Here is a 22,505-nt window from a genome sequence, read left to right on the forward strand (position 1 = left end):
AGATCAAACGCGCATCCGCTCGATGACACACCGTTTCGGCCCCTAGGATTCCATCTATCACCTCACCGGTCTCATTCGACAGGAACCCCATGAGCGACACTTCCCCCTACGGCTTCGAGCTTGTGCGGCGTGGGTACGACCGCGCTCAGGTGGACGAACGTATCTCCAAGCTCGTCTCCGACCGTGACAGCGCTCTCGCCCGCATCACCGCTCTGGAAAAGCGCATCGAAGAGCTCCACCTCGAGACGCAGAACGCCCAGGCCCAGATCACCGACGCCGAGCCGTCGTACGCGGGTCTCGGCGCGCGCGTGGAGAAGATCCTCCGCCTCGCCGAGGAAGAGGCGAAGGACCTGCGCGAGGAGGCCCGGCGCGCGGCGGAACAGCACCGCGAGCTCGCCGAGTCGGCGGCGCAGCAGGTGCGCAACGACGCCGAGTCGTACTCCGCGGAGCGCAAGGCTAAGGCCGAGGACGAGGGCCTGCGGATCGTCGAGAAGGCCAAGAGTGACGCCGCCCAGCTGCGCTCCGAGGCGCAGAAGGACGCGCAGTCCAAGCGTGAGGAGGCGGACGCCCTCTTCGAGGAGACCCGCGCCAAGGCCGCGCAGGCCGCCGCCGACTTCGAGACGAACCTCGCCAAGCGCCGCGAGCAGTCCGAGCGCGACCTGGCCTCCCGTCAGGCCAAGGCCGAGAAGCGCCTCGCCGAGATCGAGCACCGCGCGGAGCAGCTGCGCCTGGAGGCGGAGAAGCTGCGCACGGACGCCGAGCGCCGCGCCCGCCAGACGGTGGAGACCGCCCAGCGCCAGGCCGAGGACATCGTGGCCGACGCCAACGCCAAGGCCGACCGCATCCGTTCGGAATCCGAGCGCGAGCTGGCCGCCCTCACCAACCGCCGCGACAGCATCAACGCCCAGCTGACGAACGTCCGCGAGATGCTCGCGACGCTCACGGGCGCCGCGGTGGCCGCCGCCGGCACGCCGGCCGAGGACGAGCCCATCTCCCGTGGGGTCCCGGCCCAGCAGTCCCGGTAACGACCCGGCATACGGAGTCTGAACCTCCGCAAAGCCCTCTGCCGCTCGGGTGGCAGAGGGCTTTGTCCCGTTCTAGCGTGGCGGGCATGATTGAGCTGGAGGGGCTGACCAAGCGGTACGGCGAGAAGGTGGCGGTCAACAACCTGTCGTTCACGGTGAGACCGGGCATCGTCACCGGGTTCCTCGGTCCGAACGGCGCGGGCAAGTCCACGACCATGCGGATGATCCTGGGTCTCGACCACCCGACCGCCGGCGACGTCCGCATCGACGGCAAGCGCTACCACCAGCTCAAGGACCCGCTGACGTACATCGGCGCGCTGCTGGAGGCCAAGGCCTGGCACGGCGGCCGCAGCGCCTACAACCACCTGCTGTGTCTCGCGCAGAGCAACGGCATCCCGCGCGGCCGGGTCGGCGAGGTGCTGGAGACGGTCGGGCTGACGGCGGTGGCGAAGAAGAAGACCAAGGGCTTCTCGATGGGCATGGGGCAGCGGCTCGGCATCGCGGCCGCGCTGCTCGGCGACCCGCGGATCCTGATGTTCGACGAGCCGGTCAACGGTCTCGACCCCGAGGGCATCCACTGGATCCGCACCCTGATGAAGTCGCTGGCCGCGCAGGGCCGGACCGTGTTCGTCTCCTCCCACCTGATGAGCGAGATGGCCCTGACGGCCGAGCACCTGGTCGTGATCGGGCAGGGGCGGCTGCTGGCGGACACCTCCATGGCCGACTTCATCGCGCGCAACTCGCGCTCGTACGTCCGGGTGCGCAGCCCGCAGCGGGAGCGGCTGCTGGATGTGCTGCACCAGGCGGGGGTGGCCGTCGTGGAGAGCGCAGAGGGCGTGCTGGAGGTGGACGGCGACAAGGCCGAGCACGTCGGTGAGCTGGCGGCGCGGCACGGGATCACGCTGCACGAGCTGAGCCCGCAACAGGCCTCGCTGGAGGAGGCGTTCATGCGGCTGACGGCGGAGTCGGTGGAGTACCACGCCCGCACCGGGACGAGCGCCGGGCCGCCACCACCACCGCAGCAGCAGTGGGGCGACGGCTGGAAGAAGGGCTGAGCATGGCGGTGACCCAGGTCGTACGGTCGGAGTGGACCAAGATCCGGTCGGTGGCGTCCACGGTGTGGACCCTGTCGCTGGTGGTGGTCGTGACGGTCGCGCTCGGCATGCTGATCTCGGCCCTGTCGAAGAACGAGTTCGACTCGATGAACGCCCAGGACCGGGCCGAGTTCGACCCGACGTTCATCAGCTTCGCCGGGATGAGCCTCGGCCAGCTCGCGATGATCGTGTTCGGGGTGCTGGTCGTCTCGAACGAGTACAGCACCGGCATGATCCGCACCTCGCTGGCGGCGGTGCCGCAGCGCGGCTCCTTCCTGTTCAGCAAGATCGCCGTGGCCACCGCGCTCGCCCTGCTGGTCGGTCTCGTCACCAGCTTCGCCGCCTTCTTCCTGGGGCAGGCGATGCTGGGCGACCACCGGGCGGAGATCGGCGACCCCGGAGTGCTGCGGGCGGTGCTCGGCGGCGGCCTCTACATGACGCTGATCGCGATGTTCTCCATGGGCGTCGCCGCGATGCTGCGCTCGCCGATGCTGTCGCTGGGCATCCTGATGCCGTTCTTCTTCCTCATCTCCAACATCCTGGGGAACGTCGACGCGACGAAGAAGGTCGGCCGGTTCCTGCCCGACCAGGCCGGCAGCAGGATCATGCAGGTGGTCCCGCCCCTCGACGACGACACGCCCTACGGGCCGTGGGGCGGCCTGGGGATCATGGGGCTGTGGGTGCTCGCGGCGCTGATCGGCGGGTACGTGCTGCTGAAGAAGCGCGACGCCTAGCGGGACGGGCCGGGCCCCACCTTTTACCTCCTCTTGGGCGGAACCGTCAGCGCCTCGATATCCTCCTAACCCTTACGGGGGCGTGTGCCCCGCTGTCCTGAACCTTGCGATGGGTGCGGAGCATGATCGAAGCAGTCGGCCTGACGAAGCGCTACGGCGACAAGACCGCTGTGTACAACCTTTCCTTCCAGGTACGGCCCGGCGCCGTCACGGGCTTCCTCGGGCCGAACGGTTCGGGCAAGTCGACGACGATGCGGATGATCCTCGGGCTCGACAACCCGACGGCCGGGCAGGTGACGATCGGCGGCTATCCGTACCGCAGGCTGCCCAACGCCGCCCGCCAGGTCGGCGCCCTGCTGGACGCCAAGGCCGTGCACGGCGGCCGCTCCGCCCGCAACCACCTGCTGTCCCTGGCCCAGCTGTCGGGCATCCCGGCCCGGCGGGTGGACGAGGTGCTCGGCGTGGTCGGTCTGCAGGACGTGGCCAAGCGGCGGTCCAAGGGCTTCTCCCTGGGCATGGGGCAGCGGCTCGGCATCGCGGCGGCCCTGCTCGGTGACCCGCAGGTGCTGCTCTTCGACGAGCCGGTCAACGGCCTCGACCCCGAGGGCATCCTCTGGGTGCGCAACCTGATGAAGGCGCTCGCCGCGGAGGGCCGCACGGTCTTCGTCTCCTCCCACCTGATGAGCGAGATGGCGCTGACCGCCGACCACCTCATCGTGATCGGGCGCGGGCAGCTGCTCGCCGACATGAGCGTGACGGACTTCATCTCGGCGAACTCCGCGGACTTCGCGCGGGTGCGGACCCCGGACACCGAGCCGCAGCAGCGGGAGAAGCTGTCGTCGGCCCTCACCGAGGCGGGCGGGCACGTGCTGCCCGAGCAGGACGGCGCGCTGCGCGTCACGGGACTGCCGCTGCCCCGCATCAGCGACATCGCGCACAGCGCCGACGTCCGGCTGTGGGAGCTGTCGCCGCACCAGGCCTCGCTGGAGGAGGCCTACATGCGGATGACGCAGGGCGCGGTCGACTACCGCTCGACCGCCGACCAGAAGGAGGGCCTGCAGCAGCCGCTGCCGCCCGGCGTGCAGCCGCCGATGCCGGTGCCGGGGCAGGGCCAGCCGGGCTGGTACGCCCCGCCGCCGCCCCAGCAGGGCGGGCAGCCGTTCTCGATGCCGCCGCAGGGCGTCCCGGCCCAGTCCCCGGCGGGCCCGTACGGACCCGCCCAGGGCGCCTCCGGACCGGGCACCCCCAACCCGTACGCCCAGCCCGCGCCCCAGGCGCCCCAGGCCGCCCCGCAGGCGCCCCAGAGCCCTCCGCAGCCCGCGGCCCCGGACCGGCCGGCCCAGGCCCCGGCGGCCCAGGCCCCGGCACCTGAGCCGGCCGCCGCGCCCGCGCCGCCCGCCGCCGCGCCGTCCGCGCCCGCCGCCGCCCCGACGACCCCCGACCTGACCAAGCCCGAGGACGCCCGATGAGCAGCCCCCAGTCCCAGATGCCGCAGGCCGCGCCCGCCTGGCAGGCGGCGCCCGGCACCTCGTTCCCGGCCGGCTACACCTCGCCGATCCCCGTCGTGCGCACGCACCTCGGGCAGGCGGTCGCGTCCGAGTGGACGAAGATCAGGTCGGTGCGCTCCACCATGTGGACGCTCGGCGTGTTCGTCCTGCTCGTCATCGGCATCGGCACGCTGACCGGTGTGGTGGTGGCCGAATCCGACCCGGCCCTGGGCGGTGAGAGCCCCCTCGGCCTGGGCTTCTTCGGGCTGCTGCTGGGCAGCATGTGCATCATCACGCTGGGCGTGCTGACCACGGCCTCGGAGTACGGCACCGGCATGATCCGCACCACGATGGTCACCTGCCCGAGCCGGGGCCGGGTGCTGGCGGCGAAGGCCGTGGTGTTCTTCCTGGTCGCGTTCGTCGTGACGCTGGTGTCCGCGTCCCTGGTCGCCTTCCTGCACGTGGCGATGCTGGAGGGCGACGGCGCCCGGTCCCCCTCCGGCGGGGAGTGGCTGAGGGGCACGGTCGGCGTCGCCGCCTACGTGGCGCTGCTGGGCCTGCTCTCGCTCGCCGTCGGCTCGATCATCCGGCACTCGGCGGGCGCCATCACCCTGATGATCGGCGCCGTCCTGGCCCCTCTGGTGATCGCGCTGTTCATGTTCTCGGAGTCGCTGCAGGACGTCCGTGACGCGCTGTTCGAGTACTCGATCCCGAACCAGCTCAGCGTCTTCTATTCCAATTCCCTGAGCCCGTCCGGGCCGTCCGGCTGGGACCCGCTGTGGATCATGCTGGGCGCCACGGCCGTCGCCTTCGCCGCCGCCTTCGCGCTGCTGGAGAAGCGGGACGTCTGAGCCCGGTCAGAATCTCGGCGCGTTACGGGACCGCTGCACCCCAGGGGTGCGGCGGTCCCGCGCGTTCCAGCAGGCCCTGTGCCAGTGCCGCCGGTCGTCGACGCCGGTGTGCTCGGCCCAGGCCACCACGTGCGGCACCCCGTCGGGGATCAGCTGGTCGCAGCCGGGGCAGCGGTAGGACTTGCCCTGCGCGCTCGCGCCGGCCACGTGCCGCACGCTCCAGCTCTCGCCCCGCCAGTGCTCCGAGGACTGCCAGCCGCCGTAGCGGCCGCGGTCGTCCTCGGAAGTCCGGCCGGACGATCCGGCGCCCTTGGGTCGGTTGCGACGCGGGGACACGGGACACCTCTCGGGGCTATACAGGAAGCGGGCCGTGTCCAGCCTACGCGGCGCCCGGAGGGGTACGTGTACGGCACCAATCGCCACAAGTCCCTGCCGGGCGGGGCGGGCTCTCCGCCGGGCCCGCCCGCGGTGTCTCTCCCCCGAGGCCCCGCGCACGGCGGCCCATTCTGCAGACAATCCGCAAATTACCCCGGCCGGCCGTGTCCTCGGCACGTGTCAGACGGTTATGCCCTGTGGGGGAGCTCCGTGTCGGAGCCAAGGAAGCAGGAAAGCAATGCGCGTTGGAAGTTTCGTGTTGGCAGCCCAGTTCCCCGGTCAGGGCGAGGGAGAGGCGCTGCACCGCGCGGTCCGCTCGGCCGAGGTCGCCGAGGAGGCCGGGCTCGACACGGTCTGGCTGGCCGAGCACCACTTCGTGCCGTACGGCACGTGCCCGTCCGCCGTCACCCTGGCCGCCTTTCTGCTGGGCCGCACCCGCCGCATCCGGGTCGGTACGGCGGTCAGCGTGCTGCCCACCGTCCACCCCGTGGCCCTCGGTGAACAGGCGGCGCTGCTGCACCACACGAGCGGCGGCCGTTTCACGCTCGGCGTCGGACGCGGCGGCCCGTGGGTCGACCTGGAGGTGTTCGGCGCGGGCCTGGAAGCCTACGAGAAGGGGTTCCCGGAGTCCCTGGACGTCCTTCGGCGGTGGCTGCGCGAGCCGTCCGTGGCGGCCGACGGGGAGCGCTTCCGCTTCCGTGAGGTCCCGGTGGTGCCCCGGCCCTCGGAGGCGCTCACGGAGGTCGCGGGGCCCGAGCTCGTCGTCGCCTGCACGTCCCCGGCGAGCGTGCGGCTGGCGGCGGAGCGCGGCCTGTCGATGCTCCTCGGGATGCACGTGGGCGACGAGGAGAAGGCGGAGATGGTCGCCCTGTGGCGGCAGCACGCCCGGGCCTGCGGGCGGCCGGCGGAGGAGATCCACCGCGCGTCCCATGTGTCGGCCGGCGTCTGCCAGATCGCGGACCGGCGGGAAGACGCGGCGGAGACACTGCTGAAGGCGATGCCGGGCTGGCTGAAGCAGGGCCTCCAGGCCCATGTCACGGTCGACGGGCGCACACGCCGGATGCGCGACCCGCTGGCGTACACCGAACTGCTCTGCGGGCTGCACCCGGTGGGCACGCCGCGGCTGTGCGCCGACCGGCTGGCGGCGACCAGCGAGCGGACCGGCATCTCCCGCTTCGCGCTGCTCGTCGAGGGCTCAGGAGACCTGGCGGCGACCGAGGAGAACGTGCGGCGGCTGGGGGCCGAGGTGCTCCCCCAACTCACCTGAGAGCATGGCTCCCTGGGGCTTGCCGCTCCGGTACAGAACTGCACCTCCCGCGTACGGAGCGACAAGCCGGCGGCGCCGCGTCAGCAGTCCCGGAACTCGGGCGACTGGTTCAGCACCTGACTGCGCACCGAGGTGAAGCGGGTCAGCTTCTCGTCGACAGAGGAGTCAAGCGGGAACACGGCCACCCGGTGGCAGTTCTGGAAGGCCAGGCGTACACCGAAGTGCCGTTGCAGCGCGCCGCGTATCGCGTCACTCGCAAGCGCACGCAGCAGCTGACCGCGTGCCTGCTCGTCCGGCGGAGGCGTCTGGTTGTCGGCGAACGCACCGCCGTCCACCTTCAGCTGGGCCACCAGGGAGCTGATCATCTCCCACGCATAGGGCAGGGAGGTCCGGACGCAGTCGACGAATTCCGCTTCGTCGACCTCGCCTCGCTCGGCCTGTTCGAGTAGGGCCGGTGAGACGTCGAGCGACATGAGTTCTCCTCTCGCACCCCCAAGGAGCAGGGGTTGCCTGACAGATGAGGGAGAGCGCGATACCGGACACGCTGCGTACACGCACCGCGACCTCCCGTTCATACGGTAAGCAACGGCCGGGGGCGGCACCAGGAAAATGCGCAGATGAGACACTCCCAGTGAGCACTCCCTGCTCACAATCGGCCATTACCGAACACGCGTTTTCCAGGGCGAATCGCGTGGACCGGCGCCCGTCGAGTAGCGTTGCCGACCATGCGTCTCGTCATTGCCCGCTGCTCCGTGGACTACGCCGGGCGGCTCACCGCCCACCTTCCCTCGGCCCCGCGCCTGATCCTGGTGAAGGCGGACGGCAGCGTCTCGATCCACGCCGACGACCGGGCCTACAAGCCCCTGAACTGGATGTCGCCGCCGTGCACCCTGAAGGAGGGCACCGGCGAGGATGAGGGTGTCTGGACCGTCATCAACAAGGCGGGCGAGAAGCTCATCATCACGATGGAGGAAGTCCTCCACGACTCCTCGCACGAACTGGGCGTCGATCCCGGCCTGATCAAGGACGGCGTGGAAGCGCACCTGCAGGAACTGCTCGCCGACCGCATCGAGACACTCGGCGAGGGCTACACGCTCATCCGCCGCGAGTACCCGACGGCCCTCGGCCCGGTGGACATCCTGTGCCGGGACGCCGACGGCAGGACCGTCGCGGTGGAGATCAAGCGGCGCGGTGAGATCGACGGCGTGGAGCAGCTGACGCGCTACCTGGAGCTGCTCAACCGCGATCCCCATCTCGCCCCGGTCCGCGGCATCTTCGCGGCCCAGGAGATCAAGCCCCAGGCCCGCGTCCTCGCGACCGACCGGGGCATCGGCTGCCAGGTCCTCGACTACGACGCCCTGCGCGGCATCGAGGACGACAAGCTGCGCCTGTTCTGACACGCGCGCGCACGACGAAGAGGGCCGGGTCCGCGGAACGGACCCGGCCCTGCCGTGTGAAGGGGCGTCAGATCACCGAGGGCGAACCGCCCGGCACGCCCGAGCCGCTCTCCGGCGCGCTCGCCGTGGTGCTGGCGGGCGCGCTGGAGGCCGGTCCGCTCGCCGAGTCCGACGTGGACGGCGAGGACGGCGGGTCGGAGGTCGGCGGCTCCGAGGTGGGCGGCTCGGAGGTCGGCGGCTCCGACGTGGGCGGCTTGGACGTCGTCGGCGGCTTGGACGTGGTGGGCGGCTTCGAGGTCGCCGGCGGCTTGGACGTGGACGGGGGCTTGGAGGACGACGGCGGCGTCGACGCCGACGCCGAGTCGCTCGGGTCCGCCGAGCCGCTCGGGGAGGCGGTCGGCGTCGGGTCGTCCGACGTGCCCAGCGTGCCGTCCGGGCCCGGGTCGGTGGGACGGCCGGCCGCCGCGCCGGGCTCTCCCTCGCCCTCGTTGGCCGCCGGGTCGGCGCCCAGGCTGCCGTCGCCCACGCCCTGGCTGGCCGAGGGGTTGACGCCGACCTGGTCGGACGGCGTGTTCGGCTCGTTGTCGGAGGTGGCGCCGAGCGTCACCACCGTGCCGAGCACGGCGACGAGCAGGGCGCCCGCGCCGGCGGCCACCAGGTTGCGCCGGGCTAGCCCCTTGAGCCCGCCCCGGGCCTTGCGCGAGGGCGCGGGTGAGCTGCGGTGGGTGACCAGGGCCGGGGTGGTGGGCGGCTGCAGCGTCGGGAAGGCCGCCGGGACACCGCCGGCCGGGGAGGCGGACTCCTCGTAGCGGGCGTCGGGGACCTCCTCCGCCGCGGTCGGGCCGAGCCCGATGGGCGTGCCCGAGCGGTCGGCGACCAGGGCGAGCGCGCGCCGGCCCGCGACGGTGCCGCGCTTGTCGGAGAGGGCGCCGCGCAGCCCGATGGAGGTTTCCAGTTCGCTGCGGGCCCGGTCCAGCATGCCGCCGCACAGGGCGAGGATGCCGAGCTCGTGGTGGAAGTAGGCCTGTTCGGCGACGTCACCGGCGAGCCGGGCGGCCTCGGCGCCGGCCCGCAGGGTCCGCTCCCAGGCACTCCAGTGCAGTCCGGCCGCGAACGCGGGGGCGGCGGTGCGGGCCAGGTGCACGGCCGCGCTCTCCTCGCCCTCGGCCGGCGGGGTGGTGAGCGGCCCGAGCACGGTGAGGGCGGCGAGGAGCGCGTCGGCCTCGGCGCACACCCGCTCGGGGGTGACCGAGGGGTGTCCGGCCCACCAGGAGTAGTGCTGAGCGGCGCTGCGGGCGCCGGCCTCGGCCTCGTCGGCGTATCCGGCGGCCTCCAGCTGCGCGGGGACGCCCGCGGCGAGCCGGTAGCGGGAGCCGACCGCGGAGACCAGGCCGCAGGCGGCCAGTTCGCCGAGTGCGGCGTCCGCGTGGGTGTCACCGACCAGGGCGGGCAGATGCGCCTGGTGCGGGATCTCCCCGTCTAGGGCGACGGCGAAGCGCAGGGTGGCCCGCGCGGAGGCGCTCAGCCGGGAGGCGAGCAGCGGTGCGGGTGCCGCGGCCTCGCCGAGCGCGGGCAGCGGCACGTCGTCGCCGAGGTCGTAGGCGTCGGCGGCATCGGCCGGGGGCGCGTCCTCGAAGACGCCGAACTCGTCGACGGCTCCGGCGCCGGCGCGCAGCCGGTCGCGCTGCCGCAGCAGGGCGCCGGCCTGGACGAAGCGCAGCGGCAGGCCCTCGGACTCGAACCAGAGGTCGCCCGCCCAGGTGGACTCCTCCTCGGTGAGGGGCCGGCCGACGGCGTGCTCCAGCAGGTCGAGTCCGTCCGCGCGCTCCAGGCCGCCGAGGACGACCTCCTCGATCCCGGCGTCGGCGGACGGGGCGGGCACGTCCGGGGTGGCACCGAACAGGAAGGCGCACTCGGGGGTGGCGTCCAGCAGCTCGTCGAGCGCGGCGCCGCCGAACTGGAGGTCGTCGAGGACCACGACGGCGCCGATCTCACCGAGGTGGGTGAGCAGCTCGTCCCGGTCCGGGCGGTGCAGGGGGGCGCTGTACACGGCGTGGAACAGGTCGTACAGCAGGTCGCCCGAGGTGCGGCCGAAGCCGTTGAGGCGGACCACCCCGTCGGGGGCGAGGTCCGCGCAGTCCTCGGCGACCAGGTCGAGCAGCCGGGTGCGGCCGGAGCCGCCCGGGCCGGTGAGGCGGACGGAGCGGCCGCGGGCGAGCAGGCGCACCAGTTGCTCGCGTTCGTCCTGCCGGGCGAGCAGCGGCAGCGCGGGCTGCGCGGGGCCGGGCGGGACGGGCGGCCGGGACGCGCGCTCGGCCTCGGCGCGTTCGGCCGGGGTGAGCTTCACGGGCCGGGCGGGCCGTTCGGCGGGCGGGCAGGCTTCTATCTCGCTGCCGTCGACGGGGTTGACGGTCAGCAGGAAGTCGCCGGAGACGAGCTGCACCGTGCGGGCGAGCGCCGGCGCGTGCTGGCCGAAGTCGGGTGTGAGGGATTCCCGGGGCGGGCGCTGGCGCGGCCCCTGGCCGTCGCCTTCGTGGCCGTACTCCTCGGGTCCCCGGGTGTTCGGGTCCATAGGTCAAGCCCCCCAAAAGCGGGTGTGTGCTGTGAAAGCCCCTCCCGGCCTTGCTGCACACCGCGCTGTCGCTTCTGGTCCGGGCCCGCTGGAAGGGTGACAAGTCAGCGGGCAGCCGAACCCTAAACCTTCGCACAGTATCTACGACAGTCCGGGGTACCGCGCCGTCCGTAACGTCACGGTCTCGTGAGGATTGTGCGCGTCGCACGGTTCGACGACGTCCGTCCGGGTCTCCCCGGTCGCCCGGTTCACACCCGTACAGGGGGTCACACGCGGGGCAGTGTCTCCACCCCGATGCCCCCCTCGATCGCCAGGATGCGGTGCAGGCGGGTGGCCACCAGCAGGCGCTGCATCTGTGGCGGTACACCCCGCAGCACCAGGCGCCGGCCGCAGCGGCCGGCCCGCCGGTGGGCGCCCATGATCACGCCCAGGCCGGTGGCGTCCCAGGAGTCCAGTTCGGACAGGTCGAGCACGAGGTCGCCGACTCCGTCGTCGACGGCCGAGTGCAGGACCGTACGGGCGTCCGCCGCGCTCCGGACGTCGAGGCGGCCCCCGACGACCAGCTCGGCGTGGTCGCCCCTGATGTGCATATGCGCTCCCCGTGCGTGCGAATCGTGCTCCGCGTTCTGGTTTTGGGTGATGCAACCTCTGACTGTGTGGAGGAGTCAGAGGTTGCTTCTTGTAAGCGAACCGATACCGAATTCACCCGGGGGTGTGATGCCCTCGGGGCATGTGCGGTTTCAGTGCTTGTAGAAGCCCTGCCCGCTCTTGCGTCCGATGTCACCGGCGTCAACCATCCGGCGCATCGACTCGGGGGCCGCGAACTTCTCGTCCTGGGACTCGGTGTAGATGTTGCTCGTGGCGTGCAGCAGGATGTCGACACCGGTCAGGTCCGCCGTCGCCAGCGGGCCCATGGCGTGGCCGAAGCCCAGCTTGCAGGCGAGGTCGATGTCCTCGGCGCTCGCCACTCCCGACTCGTGCAGTTTCGCGGCCTCGACGACGAGGGCGCAGATGAGACGGGTGGTCACGAAGCCGGCCACGTCGCGGTTGACGACGATGCAGGTCTTGCCGACCGACTCGGCGAACTCCCGGGCCGTGGCGAGGGTTTCGTCGCTGGTCTTGTAGCCGCGGACGAGTTCGCACAGCTGCATCATCGGCACCGGCGAGAAGAAGTGCGTGCCGACGACCCGCTCGGGACGTTCCGTCGCGGCCGCGATCTTGGTGATCGGGATGGCGGAGGTGTTGGAGGCGAGGATCGCCTCGTCCTTCACGAGCTTGTCGAGCGCGCGGAAGATCTCGTGCTTGACTTCCAGCTTCTCGAACACGGCCTCGACGACCACGTCCGCGTCGGCCGCGGCGTCCAGGTCGGTGGTCGCGGTGATGCGGGCGAGGGCGGCGTCGGCGTCGTGCGCCTCCATCCTGCCCTTGGCCACGAACTTGTCGTACGACGCCTTGATGCCGTCGGTGCCCCGCTTCAGCGCCTCGTCGGTGACGTCGCGCAGGACGACGTCCCAGCCCGCCTGTGCGGAGACCTGGGCGATGCCGGATCCCATGAGGCCGGCTCCGATGACGGCGAGCTTCCGTGCCACTGTGCGACTCCCCTGACGCGCTGCTTATGTCTGCCTCTCGGGCGGACACTAGCGCTCGTGAGGGCCCGTGTGACCAGTAAGTAATGCGCGTCACGTCTCACATGACGGACATCACACCGGCAGGGGTCATTCCGCGCCACGGACGGCGTAGTTGAGCACCTGCCCGCTCAACAGGCCCTCGATCTCGTCGAGGAGCCCGAGCGTCTCACGGGACACTTCGTCCGGGTTGCGCCCCTTGGTCATCTCACGGCCGATCGCGACGAAGACGGTGCCGTGGACCCAGCAGATCTGACCGGCGATCAGCCCCGGCAGCGGGTCGCCGGCGCCCGCGCCGGTCTCCTCGCGGAGGGTCGCCTCCAGGTTCTCCTGGACCTCCTGCTGGATGCGCCACAGCCGGGAGCGCAGCGGCGGCGCCTCGTCGATGCAGCGCATGAAGCGGTCGTACCCCTCGATGAGTCCGACGCGGGGCGAGACGGCCTCGATCTCGGCCCGCAGTTCGCGCAGCACCGCCCGGGCGGCCGACTCCCCGGTGTCCCGGCCGCGCACCCAGCGGGAGAGCCGGTCGACGACCCCCTCGGAGCGGTCGAAGAAGAGGTCCTCCTTGGCCGGGAAGTAGTTGTAGACGGTGTTCACGGAGACGTCGGCCGCCTCCGCGACGTCCGCCATCGTCACGGACATGAACCCGCGCTCCAGGAACAGACCCGTCGCGATGTCGGAGATGCGCTGCCTGGTCTCGCGCTTCTTCCGCTCTCTGAGCCCCTCAGCCATGTCCGAATCCTAACTTCCCTGGAGGCTGCCAAAACTTGGTGGCGTTGCAAAATTTAAGTGACTCTGTTTTTCTGTCGGCATGGCAATCATCAGTACGGCCGGCCTGGCCCGTACCTTCCGGACCCGGCAGGGCCCCGTCCAGGCCGTGCGCGGCATCGACCTGACCGTCCGCGAGGGCGAGATCCTCGGCTTCCTCGGACCCAACGGCGCCGGCAAGACGACGACCCTGCGGATGCTGACGACCCTGCTGGAACCGACCGGCGGCGCCGCCACCGTCGCGGGCCACGACCTGGCGAGCGACCCGGCCGGAGTGCGCCGGGCCTGCGGGTACGTGGCCCAGTCCGGCGGGGTCGACCCACAGATCAGCGTGCGGGAGGAACTGGTCACCCAGGGGCGGCTGTACCGGCTGCCCCGGGCGCGGGCCACCGCCCGTGCCCGGGAGCTGGCCCACGACCTGGGCCTGGCCGAGCTGCTCGACCGCAAGTGCGGCGCGCTCTCCGGCGGGCAGCGGCGCCGGCTGGACATCGCGATGGCGCTCACCCACAGCCCGAAGGTGCTCTTTCTCGACGAGCCGACGACCGGACTCGACCCGGGCAGCCGCGCCGGCCTGTGGGACCTGGTGCGGCGGCTGCGCGACGAGCACGGCACGACCGTCTTCCTGACCACCCACTACCTCGACGAGGCCGACGCCCTCTCCGACCGCCTGGTGATCGTCGACCGGGGTGTGGTCGTCGCCGAGGGCACCCCGAGCGCGCTGAAGCTGCGGTACGGCGGCTCGCTCGACGCCTCGCTCCAGGACACGTTCCTCGCCGTCACCGGCCGCAGCGCCACGCCGGCCGACTCCGCCCCCGCGGCCGTCTAGGAGGCCCCGATGCTGATCCACGACACGGCCCTCGTCTACGGCCGCTACCTCCGCCAGTCCCTGCGCTCGCGCTTCGCGCTGCTCTTCGGCGTGCTGATGCCGCTGCTGTACCTGCTGTTCTTCGGCCCCCTGCTGACCGGTCTGCCGCTCGGCGAGCGCGGCAGTTCCTGGCAGATCCTCGTCCCCGGGCTGCTGCTCCAACTCGGACTGTTCGGGGCGTCCTTCGCGGGCTTCACGATCATCCTGGAGAAGGGGCAGGGGGTGGTCGAGCGGATGCGGGTCACCCCGGTGAGCCGGCTGGCCCTGCTGCTCGGACGGGTGCTGCGGGAGGCCACCGTCTTCGTCTTCCAGGCGGTGCTGCTGGTGCTGGCGGCGGTGGCGATGGGCCTGCGGGCGCCGCTCGCCGGCGTGCTCATCGGCTTCGGATTCGTCGCGCTGCTCACCGTGTCGCTGTCCGCGCTGTCGTACGCGCTGGCGATGAAGCTGAGCACCCCGCAGGGGTTCGGCCCGGCGGTCAACGCGCTCACCGTGCCGTCGATGCTCCTGTCCGGCCTGATGCTGCCGATGTCCCTGGGCCCGGCGTGGCTGGACGTCCTGTCCCACCTCATGCCGTTCCGCTATCTGGTGGACGCGGTGCGGGACGCCTACGTCGGCAGTTACGCGACGGCCGACATGCTCCGGGGCGTCCTGGTGGCCCTCGGCCTGACGGCGCTGTCCGTGACAGTGGGCACACGCGTGTTCCGATCCGCCGGAGCGTAACTACGCTGGCCGCATGGTCAATCTGACGCGCATCTACACCAGGACCGGCGACCAGGGCACGACCGCCCTCGGCGACATGAGCCGGGTCGCCAAGACGGACCTGCGGATCTCGGCGTACGCCGACGCCAACGAGGCGAACGCCGTGATCGGCACGGCCATCGCGCTGGGCGGCCTGGACGAGGAGGTCGTCAAGGTCCTCACCCGCGTGCAGAACGACCTGTTCGACGTGGGTGCGGACCTGTCGACGCCGGTGGTGGAGAACCCGGAGTTCCCGCCGCTGCGGGTCGAGCAGTTCTACATCGACCGGCTGGAGGCCGACTGCGACCGTTTCAACGAACGGCTGGACAAGCTCCGCTCCTTCATCCTGCCGGGCGGCACGGCGGGCGCGGCCCTGCTGCACCAGGCCTGCACGGTGGTCCGCCGGGCGGAACGCTCGACCTGGGCGGCCCTGGAGACCCACGCCGAGACGATGAACCCCCTCACGGCGACCTACCTCAACCGCCTCTCCGACCTCCTGTTCATCCTGGCGAGGACGGCGAACAAGGACACCGGGGACGTGCTGTGGGTCCCCGGCGGCGAACGCTGACGCGCCCCTGGAAGGGGCGCGGGGCGGTTCACAGGGTGCGGCCTCAGCGGCGCACCTTCCGGTCCTCCTCCACGGGCGCCCGGACCTCCCCCGCGGGAGCCTTCCGCGGCCAGATCAGGTAACTCAGCGCGATCAGCCCGTGGATCCCGGCCGCACGCCAGGCCACCTGGCGCCAGCTCTCCAGGGAGGTGACGCGGCCCGGGTCGTCCACGTACCAGATGGCCAGCTGGAGGAGCCCGGTCGCGACCGCGGCGCCCAGCAGCGTGCCCAGCCACACCCGGCCCTCGTGGCGGGCCCGGCCCATGCCGTACTGCGGCGGCTTCCTCGGCGGCGGGGCGCCGCCGAGACGGTGGGCCGCGTGCCCGTCGAGCCACTGCACGGTGCGGTGGCCGTGGCCGACGGTGTAGCCGATGTACAGCGCGGCCAGCCCGTGCGTCCAGTTGGGTTCCGCGCCGTTCTTCAGGTCCAGCGCGGTGGCGACCAGCAGGACGACCTCCAGCAGTGGCTCGCACAGCAGCAGCGCCAGCCCCGTGCGCGGCATGCGCAGCAGATAGCGGCAGGCCAGTCCGGCGGCCAGCAGCACCCAGAAGCCGATCTCACAGGCGGCGATCAAGGCGACGATCACGGTTCGCTCCTCTCGGTCACCCCTCCAGGCTCCCGGGCGGAGCGGCCGGAATCGTCGTCGCGACTGACGAACCCCCGGTACATCGAAAGATGCAGTCCAGGACCCTCCGCGGGGATCAGGCGCGGGGCGGGGCGGCCGTGTTGGATGGTGCCATGGCCGCACGACTCCCCCGCCCCCGCCGCTTCGACGTCCACGTCGCGCTGGGCGGCCTGCTGGGCGGGCTGCTCCTGTGGGGCGTCGGCCTGGCCACCCGGCCGGACACCGAGCCGTACGTGCTGCTGCCCGGGCGCTGGCCCCTGCTGCTGCCGCTGGTCGTCATGGCGGGCTGCGAGCTGCTGCGCCGCAGCGCCCCCCGCGCCGCCCTGCTGATCGGCACGCCCACCCTGGTGCTGGACCTCGTCACCCAGGGCAACCTGGTCACCATCCTGATGTACACCGACCTGATGTACGCCGCCGTCCTGTACGGGCCGCCCGCCTCGGCCCACCGGATCCCGCGGATCACCGGGTTGCTCACGGTGGCCGGGACCGTGGTGCCGTTCGCGGTCTGGCGCGAGCCCGAGGCCCTGCTGATCGGCGTGCTCACGGGCCTGCTCACCTTCGGGCCCGCCGCCACCGGCCTGATCGTGCGCACCCACCGCGACGCCGCCGAGGCGGCCCGGCTGCGCGCCGAGCAGACCGCGCTGCTCGCCGAGATGGACCGCACCCAGGCCGTCACCGCCGAGCGGGCCCGGATGGCCCGCGAACTGCACGACATGGTCGCCAACCACCTCTCCGCGATCGCCATCCACTCCACGGCCGCGCTCTCCCTGGACGACCCCGGGACCTCCAGGGAGGCGCTGGTCGTCATCCGCGAGAACAGCGTCGAGGGCCTGGCGGAGATGCGGCGTCTCATCGGGATCCTGCGCGACTCCAGCGGCGACACCGAGCCGGTCGCCGCCCCCACCCTCGACGGGCTCGGCGCCCTGGTGGACAACGCCCGCACCAACGGCCTCGACGTCACCCTCGACGCCGCCCAGGGCACGGTCCCGGCGCCCGTGGAACTCGCCGCCTACCGCATCGTCCAGGAGTCCCTCACCAACGCGCTCAAGCACGCCGGCGCCGGCCGGGTCACCGTGTCCCTGGCCCGGTGCGACGGCGCCCTGACCGTCGAGGTGACCAGCCCCTACGGCGACCGCGACGGCCCCACGGCCCCCGGCTCGGGCGCCGGCCTGGTCGGCATGCGCGAACGCGCCGCGCTGCTGGACGGCACCTTCGAGGCCGGCCCCGAGGACGCGCCGGACGGCAGGATCTGGGCCGTGCGCGCCACCCTCCCCGTCAGCGACTCCGCCGAAGGAGACCCCGCATGATCCGCGTCCTGGTCGCCGAGGACCAGTCGGCCGTCCGCGCAGGCCTGGTCCTCATCCTGCGCAGCGCGCCCGACATCGAGGTGGTCGGCGAGGCGGCGGACGGCGAGCAGGCGGTGGCGCTCGCCCGCGAGTTGCGGCCCGACCTGGTGCTGATGGACGTTCAGATGCCGCGGCTCGACGGGGTGTCGGCCACCCGGCAGGTCGTCGCGGAACGGCTCGCGGACGTGCTGGTGCTGACCACCTTCGACCTCGACGCATACGTCTTCGGGGCGCTGCGCGCCGGCGCGTCCGGGTTCCTGCTGAAGAACACCGAGGCGAGGGACCTGCTGGAGGCGGTGCGGACGGTCGCGCGCGGGGAGGGGCTGATCGCCCCGGCGGTCACCCGGCGGCTGATCGCGGAGTTCGCCGCGAAGCCCGCGCGGGAGCCGACGGCCGACCCGGCGGTGCTGGACCGGCTGACCCGCCGGGAACGCGAGGTGCTGTCCTGTCTGGGCGAGGGTCTGTCCAACGCGGGCATCGCCGAGCGGCTCGACATGGCGGAGGCGACGGTGAAGACCCACGTCAGCCGCCTGCTGGCCAAGCTGGAGCTGCGCAGCCGGGTGCAAGCGGCGGTGCTCGCGCAGGAGTTGGGGATCTAGATCCGCCCGGTTCCGGCCGGGTCAGGGTGGTCCAGACCTATTGACCGGTGGTCCAGACCTTTCTATTCTCACCGCACCATGTGTGGCGTGAGGCTCAGTCACGCCCCCCACAACTCCATCAAGGGAGGCGCAGCATGCGCTTCAGACACAGAGCCGCGGCAGGGTTCGCGACCCTGTTGCTCCCCTTCGCCGGCCTCGTCGGCCTGGCGAGCCCGGCCCAGGCAGCGACGTCCGCCACCGCGACCTACGCCAAGACCCAGGACTGGGGCTCCGGCTTCGAGGGCAAGTGGACGGTGAAGAACACCGGCACCACCACCCTCAGCTCCTGGACCGTCGAGTGGGACTTCCCCTCCGGCACGTCCGTCACCTCCTCCTGGGACGCCGACGTCACCTCCTCGGGCACCCACTGGACCGCGAAGAACAAGTCCTGGAACGGCACCCTCGCCCCCGGGGCGTCCGTCACCTTCGGCTTCAACGGCTCCGGCTCCGGCTCCCCCGCCAACTGCAAGCTCAACGGCGGCAGTTGCGACGGCGGCACCACCGAGCCCGGCGACAGCGCGCCGAGCGCCCCCGGCACCCCGACCGCCTCGGGCATCACCGACACCTCGGTGAAGCTGAGCTGGTCCGCCGCCACCGACGACAAGGGCGTCAAGAACTACGACGTCCTGCGCGACGGCGCCAAGGTCGCCACCGTGACGAGCACCTCGTACACGGACACCGGCCTGACCAAGGGCACGGACTACTCGTACTCCGTGCAGGCGCGGGACACCGCCGACCAGACCGGCCCGGTCAGCGGCTCCGTCCGCGTCCGCACCACCGGCGGCACCACCGAGCCGCCCACCGGCGACAAGGTCAAGCTCGGCTACTTCACCGAGTGGGGCGTCTACGGCCGCAACTACCACGTCAAGAACCTCGTGACGTCGGGCACCGCGTCGAAGATCACCCACATCAACTACGCGTTCGGCAACGTCAAGAACGGTCAGTGCACCGTCGACGACACCTACGCCGCCTACGACAAGGCCTACACCGCCGACCAGTCCGTCAGCGGCACCGCCGACACCTGGGACCAGCCGCTGCGCGGCAACTTCAACCAGCTGCGTCAGCTGAAGGCCAAGTACCCGCACATCAAGGTGCTGTACTCCTTCGGCGGCTGGACCTACTCCGGCGGCTTCGGCCAGGCCGCGCAGAACGCGGCCGCGTTCGCCAAGTCCTGCAAGGCCGTCGTGGAGGACCCGCGCTGGGCCGACGTCTTCGACGGCATCGACATCGACTGGGAGTACCCGAACGCCTGCGGCCTGACCTGTGACACGTCCGGTCCGGCGGCCTTCAAGACGCTCTCCCAGGCGCTGCGCACCGAGTTCGGCCCGAACTACCTGGTCACCGCGGCCATCACCGCCGACGGCTCCTCCGGCGGCAAGATCGACGCGGCCGACTACGGCGGCGCCGCCCAGTACCTCGACTGGTACAACGTGATGACCTACGACTACTTCGGCGCCTTCGACAAGGACGGCCCGACCGCCCCGCACTCCCCGCTCACCTCGTACCCGGGCATCCCGCAGGACGGTTTCAACTCGGCCGACGCCATCGCCAAGCTCAAGGCCAAGGGCGTCCCCGCCAAGAAGCTGCTCCTCGGCATCGGCTTCTACGGCCGCGGCTGGACCGGCGTCACCCAGTCCGCCCCCGGCGGCGCGGCGACCGGCGCGGCTCCCGGCACCTACGAGGCCGGCATCGAGGACTACAAGATCCTGAAGAACTCCTGCCCGGCCACCGGCACCATCGCCGGCACGGCGTACGCCCACTGCGGCAGCAACTGGTGGTCCTACGACACCCCGGCGACCATCGCGGGCAAGATGAGCTGGGCCAAGAACCAGGGCCTGGGCGGCGCGTTCTTCTGGGAGTTCAGCGGTGACACCGCGAACGGAGAACTCGCGACCGCGATCGACAGCGGCCTGAAGTAGGCCGGATCACAGAGAAGTTCGAAGGGTCTTAGACCCTAGGCCACATTGACGCGCTGACCGGGCGGGGCTGCCTCAAGCCACGCGAGGAAACCGGTCAGCGCGTCTTCGCTCATCGCGAGTTCCAGGCGCGTGCCCCGGTGCAGACAGGCCAGGATCACATGGTCGGACAGGAGCGCCAGCTCCTCCTCGCCCTCCGGGACCCGGCGGCCGGCCACCTCGATCGCGGACCGCTCCAGGACGCGGCGCGGGCGCGGCGAGTACGAGAAGACACGGAACCACTCGACACGGTCGCCGTTGTACCGGGCCACCCCGTACGCCCAGCCCTTGCCGCTGGTGTCGCTCTCCTCGGGGACGTCCCAGCGCAGGCTGGCGTCGAAGGTGCCGCCCGAACGCTGGATGAGCCGGCGGCGCAGCCCGAAGACGAACAGGCCCACCACCACGAGGGCCACCACGATTCCGCACACAGTCAGAGCGAGGACCATCGACACCGACCTCCTCGTCTCCTAGGTAACGGAACGTAAAAAACACCCACATCCGCCTCAGCCGCGGCCGGGTCCGGATCTCTCCGGTACCCAGCCGCGGCTGAGTGACGTCTTCACACGGCGGGCGGCGTCAGCGCGCCGCCGTCGCAGCCCGCAGACGGACGTCCGCGCGACGCTGGGCGTCCGCGTCGTCCTCCGCCTTCGCGCGCTCCAGCTCCCGCTCCGCGCGCTGGACGTCGATCTCGTCCGACAGCTCGGCGACTTCCGCCAGCAGCGAGAGCTTGTCGTCGGCGAACGAGATGAATCCGCCGTGCACCGCGGCGACGACCGTCCCGCCGTCGCTCGTGCGGATGGTCACCGGGCCCGACTCCAGCACACCGAGCAGCGGCTGGTGACCGGGCATGACGCCGATGTCGCCGGACGTGGTGCGCGCGACGACCAGGGTGGCCTGGCCGGACCAGACCTCACGGTCGGCCGCGACCAGCGCGACGTGCAGCTCAGCAGCCAAGGGTGGCTCCTCGGGTCACCACCCGGCGGGAGTGCCGGGTGTTGGTTACAAGTCTAAGGGGCGTGACGAAGGGGGCGGGACGTTCCCCGCCCCCTCCGGCTGTGAGCACGAGGCTCACATCGAGCACGAGGCTCAGGAGACGCCGAGCTCCTTGGCGTTCTTCTTCAGGTCCTCGAGACCACCGCACATGAAGAACGCCTGCTCCGGGAAGTGGTCGTACTCGCCGTCGCAGATCGCGTTGAACGCGGCGATCGACTCGTCCAGCGGCACGTCCGAACCGTCCACGCCGGTGAACTGCTTGGCGGCGTGGGTGTTCTGGGACAGGAAGCGCTCCACGCGACGGGCACGGTGGACGACGAGCTTGTCCTCCTCGCCGAGCTCGTCGATACCGAGGATCGCGATGATGTCCTGCAGGTCCTTGTACTTCTGCAGGATGTTCTTCACGCGCATCGCGGCGTTGTAGTGGTCCGCCGAGATGTACCGCGGGTCGAGGATGCGGGACGTCGAGTCCAGCGGGTCCACGGCCGGGTAGATGCCCTTCTCGGAGATCGGACGGGAGAGCACCGTCGTCGCGTCGAGGTGGGCGAAGGTGGTGGCCGGGGCCGGGTCGGTCAGGTCGTCCGCGGGGACGTAGATCGCCTGCATCGAGGTGATCGAGTGACCACGGGTCGAGGTGATGCGCTCCTGGAGGATGCCCATCTCGTCGGCCAGGTTCGGCTGGTAGCCCACCGCGGAGGGCATACGGCCGAGCAGGGTCGACACCTCGGAACCGGCCTGGGTGAAGCGGAAGATGTTGTCGATGAAGAACAGCACGTCCTGCTTCTGGACGTCACGGAAGTACTCCGCCATCGTCAGGCCGGCCAGGGCCACGCGCAGACGGGTGCCCGGGGGCTCGTCCATCTGGCCGAAGACCAGGGCGGTCTTGTCCAGAACGCCGGACTCCTCCATCTCCGCGATGAGGTCGTTGCCCTCACGGGTGCGCTCGCCGACGCCCGCGAAGACGGAGACGCCCTCGTGGAGGTTGGCGACACGCATGATCATTTCCTGGATCAGCACGGTCTTGCCGACACCGGCGCCACCGAACAGACCGATCTTGCCGCCCTTGACGTACGGGGTGAGCAGGTCGACGACCTTCAGGCCCGTCTCGAACATCTCGGTCTTCGACTCGAGCTGGTCGAACGCGGGGGCCTTGCGGTGGATGGACCAGCGCTCGCCGTCGTGCACCTCGTCGCTGTTCAGCACCTCACCGAGGGTGTTGAACACCTTGCCCTTGGTGAAGTCGCCGACCGGGACGGTGATGCCCGCGCCGGTGTCGGTCACCGGGGCCTGGCGGACCAGGCCGTCGGTGGGCTGCATGGAGATGGCGCGGACCAGGCCGTCACCCAGGTGCTGGGCGACCTCGAGGGTCAGCGTCTTCTTCTCGCCCGCCAGCGCCGGGTCGGCGACCTCGACGTGCAGGGCGTTGTAGATCTCCGGCATCGCGTCGACGGGGAACTCCACGTCGACGACCGGGCCGATGACCCGCGCGACGCGGCCAGTGGCCACGCCAGCAGGAGCGGTCGGCTCAACAGTGGTGGTCATT

Annotated in this window: 23 protein-coding genes; 13 read left to right on the plus strand and 10 right to left on the minus strand. The window is 71.5% G+C overall.

Going from position 1 to position 22,505, the window contains the following annotated elements; translation table 11 throughout:
• Positions 1-89: 89 nt before the first annotated feature.
• The 5 genes from ACPXCS_RS34500 to ACPXCS_RS34520 all read left to right on the plus strand — a co-directional run bounded on the left by ACPXCS_RS34500 (position 90) and on the right by ACPXCS_RS34520 (position 5,191).
• The gene (locus ACPXCS_RS34500) at positions 90-1,025 is read left to right on the plus strand and encodes a cellulose-binding protein (protein ID WP_184850054.1); all 936 of its coding nucleotides are present in this window, start codon (positions 90-92) and stop codon (positions 1,023-1,025) included.
• Positions 1,026-1,111: 86 nt separating this feature from the next.
• Entirely contained in the window at positions 1,112-2,080 is a 969-nt protein-coding gene (locus tag ACPXCS_RS34505; RefSeq protein WP_425951462.1) for an ATP-binding cassette domain-containing protein, read from the plus strand.
• A gap of 2 nt (positions 2,081-2,082) precedes the next feature.
• Positions 2,083-2,853, plus strand: a complete 771-nt coding sequence (locus tag ACPXCS_RS34510) for an ABC transporter permease (protein WP_425951463.1) — start codon at positions 2,083-2,085, stop codon at positions 2,851-2,853.
• Positions 2,854-2,975: 122 nt separating this feature from the next.
• Entirely contained in the window at positions 2,976-4,322 is a 1,347-nt protein-coding gene (locus ACPXCS_RS34515) for an ABC transporter ATP-binding protein (protein ID WP_425951464.1), read from the plus strand.
• Positions 4,319-5,191, plus strand: coding sequence for an ABC transporter permease subunit (locus ACPXCS_RS34520; protein WP_425951465.1), 873 nt, complete (start codon positions 4,319-4,321; stop codon positions 5,189-5,191). The genes ACPXCS_RS34515 and ACPXCS_RS34520 overlap by 4 nt, the downstream gene beginning before the upstream one ends.
• Before the next feature lie 6 nt (positions 5,192-5,197).
• On the opposite strand, the gene ACPXCS_RS34525 is transcribed toward ACPXCS_RS34520, so the two are convergent.
• A complete protein-coding gene (locus ACPXCS_RS34525) occupies positions 5,198-5,527 on the minus strand; it encodes an ATP/GTP-binding protein (RefSeq protein WP_425951466.1) in 330 nt (109 codons plus the stop codon).
• A 277-nt stretch (positions 5,528-5,804) separates the two neighbouring features.
• On the opposite strand from ACPXCS_RS34525, the gene ACPXCS_RS34530 reads away from it, so the two are divergent.
• Positions 5,805-6,833 (plus strand): LLM class flavin-dependent oxidoreductase, encoded by a 1,029-nt coding sequence (locus ACPXCS_RS34530; RefSeq protein WP_425951467.1) that lies wholly within the window; start codon positions 5,805-5,807, stop codon positions 6,831-6,833.
• 80 nt (positions 6,834-6,913) lie between these two features.
• On the opposite strand, the gene ACPXCS_RS34535 is transcribed toward ACPXCS_RS34530, so the two are convergent.
• Positions 6,914-7,306, minus strand: coding sequence for an SCO5389 family protein (locus ACPXCS_RS34535; RefSeq protein WP_369193679.1), 393 nt, complete (start codon positions 7,304-7,306; stop codon positions 6,914-6,916).
• A gap of 252 nt (positions 7,307-7,558) precedes the next feature.
• Between ACPXCS_RS34535 and nucS the strand changes: the two genes are divergently transcribed.
• Complete coding sequence (gene nucS / locus ACPXCS_RS34540) at positions 7,559-8,230, plus strand: endonuclease NucS (protein ID WP_425951468.1); 672 nt, start codon at positions 7,559-7,561, stop codon at positions 8,228-8,230.
• A 67-nt stretch (positions 8,231-8,297) separates the two neighbouring features.
• Here nucS and ACPXCS_RS34545 read toward each other — a convergent pair whose 3' ends face one another.
• From ACPXCS_RS34545 to ACPXCS_RS34560, 4 genes are all read right to left on the minus strand, one after another.
• Positions 8,298-10,802, minus strand: a complete 2,505-nt coding sequence (locus ACPXCS_RS34545; RefSeq protein ID WP_425951469.1) for an ATP-binding protein — start codon at positions 10,800-10,802, stop codon at positions 8,298-8,300.
• Positions 10,803-11,068: 266 nt separating this feature from the next.
• The gene (locus tag ACPXCS_RS34550) at positions 11,069-11,392 is read right to left on the minus strand and encodes an STAS domain-containing protein (protein ID WP_003993003.1); all 324 of its coding nucleotides are present in this window, start codon (positions 11,390-11,392) and stop codon (positions 11,069-11,071) included.
• 150 nt (positions 11,393-11,542) lie between these two features.
• Positions 11,543-12,391, minus strand: coding sequence for a 3-hydroxyacyl-CoA dehydrogenase family protein (locus tag ACPXCS_RS34555; RefSeq protein ID WP_425951470.1), 849 nt, complete (start codon positions 12,389-12,391; stop codon positions 11,543-11,545).
• A gap of 126 nt (positions 12,392-12,517) precedes the next feature.
• Positions 12,518-13,159: a TetR/AcrR family transcriptional regulator gene (locus tag ACPXCS_RS34560; RefSeq protein ID WP_425951471.1), complete on the minus strand. Its 642-nt coding sequence runs from the start codon at positions 13,157-13,159 to the stop codon at positions 12,518-12,520.
• Positions 13,160-13,238: 79 nt separating this feature from the next.
• Here ACPXCS_RS34560 and ACPXCS_RS34565 point away from each other — a divergent pair, with 79 nt between their 5' ends.
• From ACPXCS_RS34565 to ACPXCS_RS34575, 3 genes are read left to right on the plus strand one after another with little or no spacing between them, the layout of a single operon-like run.
• On the plus strand, positions 13,239-14,021 hold the full coding sequence (locus ACPXCS_RS34565) for an ABC transporter ATP-binding protein (protein WP_425951472.1): 783 nt from the start codon (positions 13,239-13,241) through the stop codon (positions 14,019-14,021).
• A 9-nt stretch (positions 14,022-14,030) separates the two neighbouring features.
• Positions 14,031-14,780, plus strand: coding sequence for an ABC transporter permease (locus tag ACPXCS_RS34570; RefSeq protein WP_425951473.1), 750 nt, complete (start codon positions 14,031-14,033; stop codon positions 14,778-14,780).
• Positions 14,781-14,793: 13 nt separating this feature from the next.
• Positions 14,794-15,366, plus strand: a complete 573-nt coding sequence (locus ACPXCS_RS34575; protein WP_425951474.1) for a cob(I)yrinic acid a,c-diamide adenosyltransferase — start codon at positions 14,794-14,796, stop codon at positions 15,364-15,366.
• A 43-nt stretch (positions 15,367-15,409) separates the two neighbouring features.
• Here the strand turns inward: ACPXCS_RS34575 and ACPXCS_RS34580 are convergent, their stop codons facing one another.
• Entirely contained in the window at positions 15,410-15,991 is a 582-nt protein-coding gene (locus tag ACPXCS_RS34580) for a hypothetical protein (RefSeq protein WP_425951475.1), read from the minus strand.
• Positions 15,992-16,143: 152 nt separating this feature from the next.
• Here ACPXCS_RS34580 and ACPXCS_RS34585 point away from each other — a divergent pair, with 152 nt between their 5' ends.
• From ACPXCS_RS34585 to ACPXCS_RS34595, 3 genes are all read left to right on the plus strand, one after another.
• Complete coding sequence (locus tag ACPXCS_RS34585) at positions 16,144-17,337, plus strand: sensor histidine kinase (protein ID WP_425951476.1); 1,194 nt, start codon at positions 16,144-16,146, stop codon at positions 17,335-17,337.
• Positions 17,334-17,975 (plus strand): response regulator, encoded by a 642-nt coding sequence (locus tag ACPXCS_RS34590; protein ID WP_425951477.1) that lies wholly within the window; start codon positions 17,334-17,336, stop codon positions 17,973-17,975. The genes ACPXCS_RS34585 and ACPXCS_RS34590 overlap by 4 nt, the downstream gene beginning before the upstream one ends.
• A gap of 134 nt (positions 17,976-18,109) precedes the next feature.
• Positions 18,110-19,933 (plus strand): glycosyl hydrolase family 18 protein, encoded by a 1,824-nt coding sequence (locus ACPXCS_RS34595; RefSeq protein ID WP_425951478.1) that lies wholly within the window; start codon positions 18,110-18,112, stop codon positions 19,931-19,933.
• Positions 19,934-19,968: 35 nt separating this feature from the next.
• On the opposite strand, the gene ACPXCS_RS34600 is transcribed toward ACPXCS_RS34595, so the two are convergent.
• The 3 genes from ACPXCS_RS34600 to atpD form a co-directional block, all read right to left on the minus strand.
• Positions 19,969-20,415: a DUF2550 domain-containing protein gene (locus ACPXCS_RS34600; RefSeq protein ID WP_425951479.1), complete on the minus strand. Its 447-nt coding sequence runs from the start codon at positions 20,413-20,415 to the stop codon at positions 19,969-19,971.
• Positions 20,416-20,545: 130 nt separating this feature from the next.
• The gene (locus ACPXCS_RS34605) at positions 20,546-20,923 is read right to left on the minus strand and encodes a F0F1 ATP synthase subunit epsilon (RefSeq protein ID WP_425951480.1); all 378 of its coding nucleotides are present in this window, start codon (positions 20,921-20,923) and stop codon (positions 20,546-20,548) included.
• A gap of 132 nt (positions 20,924-21,055) precedes the next feature.
• Positions 21,056-22,504 (minus strand): F0F1 ATP synthase subunit beta, encoded by a 1,449-nt coding sequence (gene atpD, locus ACPXCS_RS34610; RefSeq protein WP_425951481.1) that lies wholly within the window; start codon positions 22,502-22,504, stop codon positions 21,056-21,058.
• Position 22,505: the final 1 nt, after the last annotated feature.

This window comes from Streptomyces sp. DT190 (assembly GCF_049846985.1).
Lineage (GTDB): Bacteria > Actinomycetota > Actinomycetes > Streptomycetales > Streptomycetaceae > Streptomyces.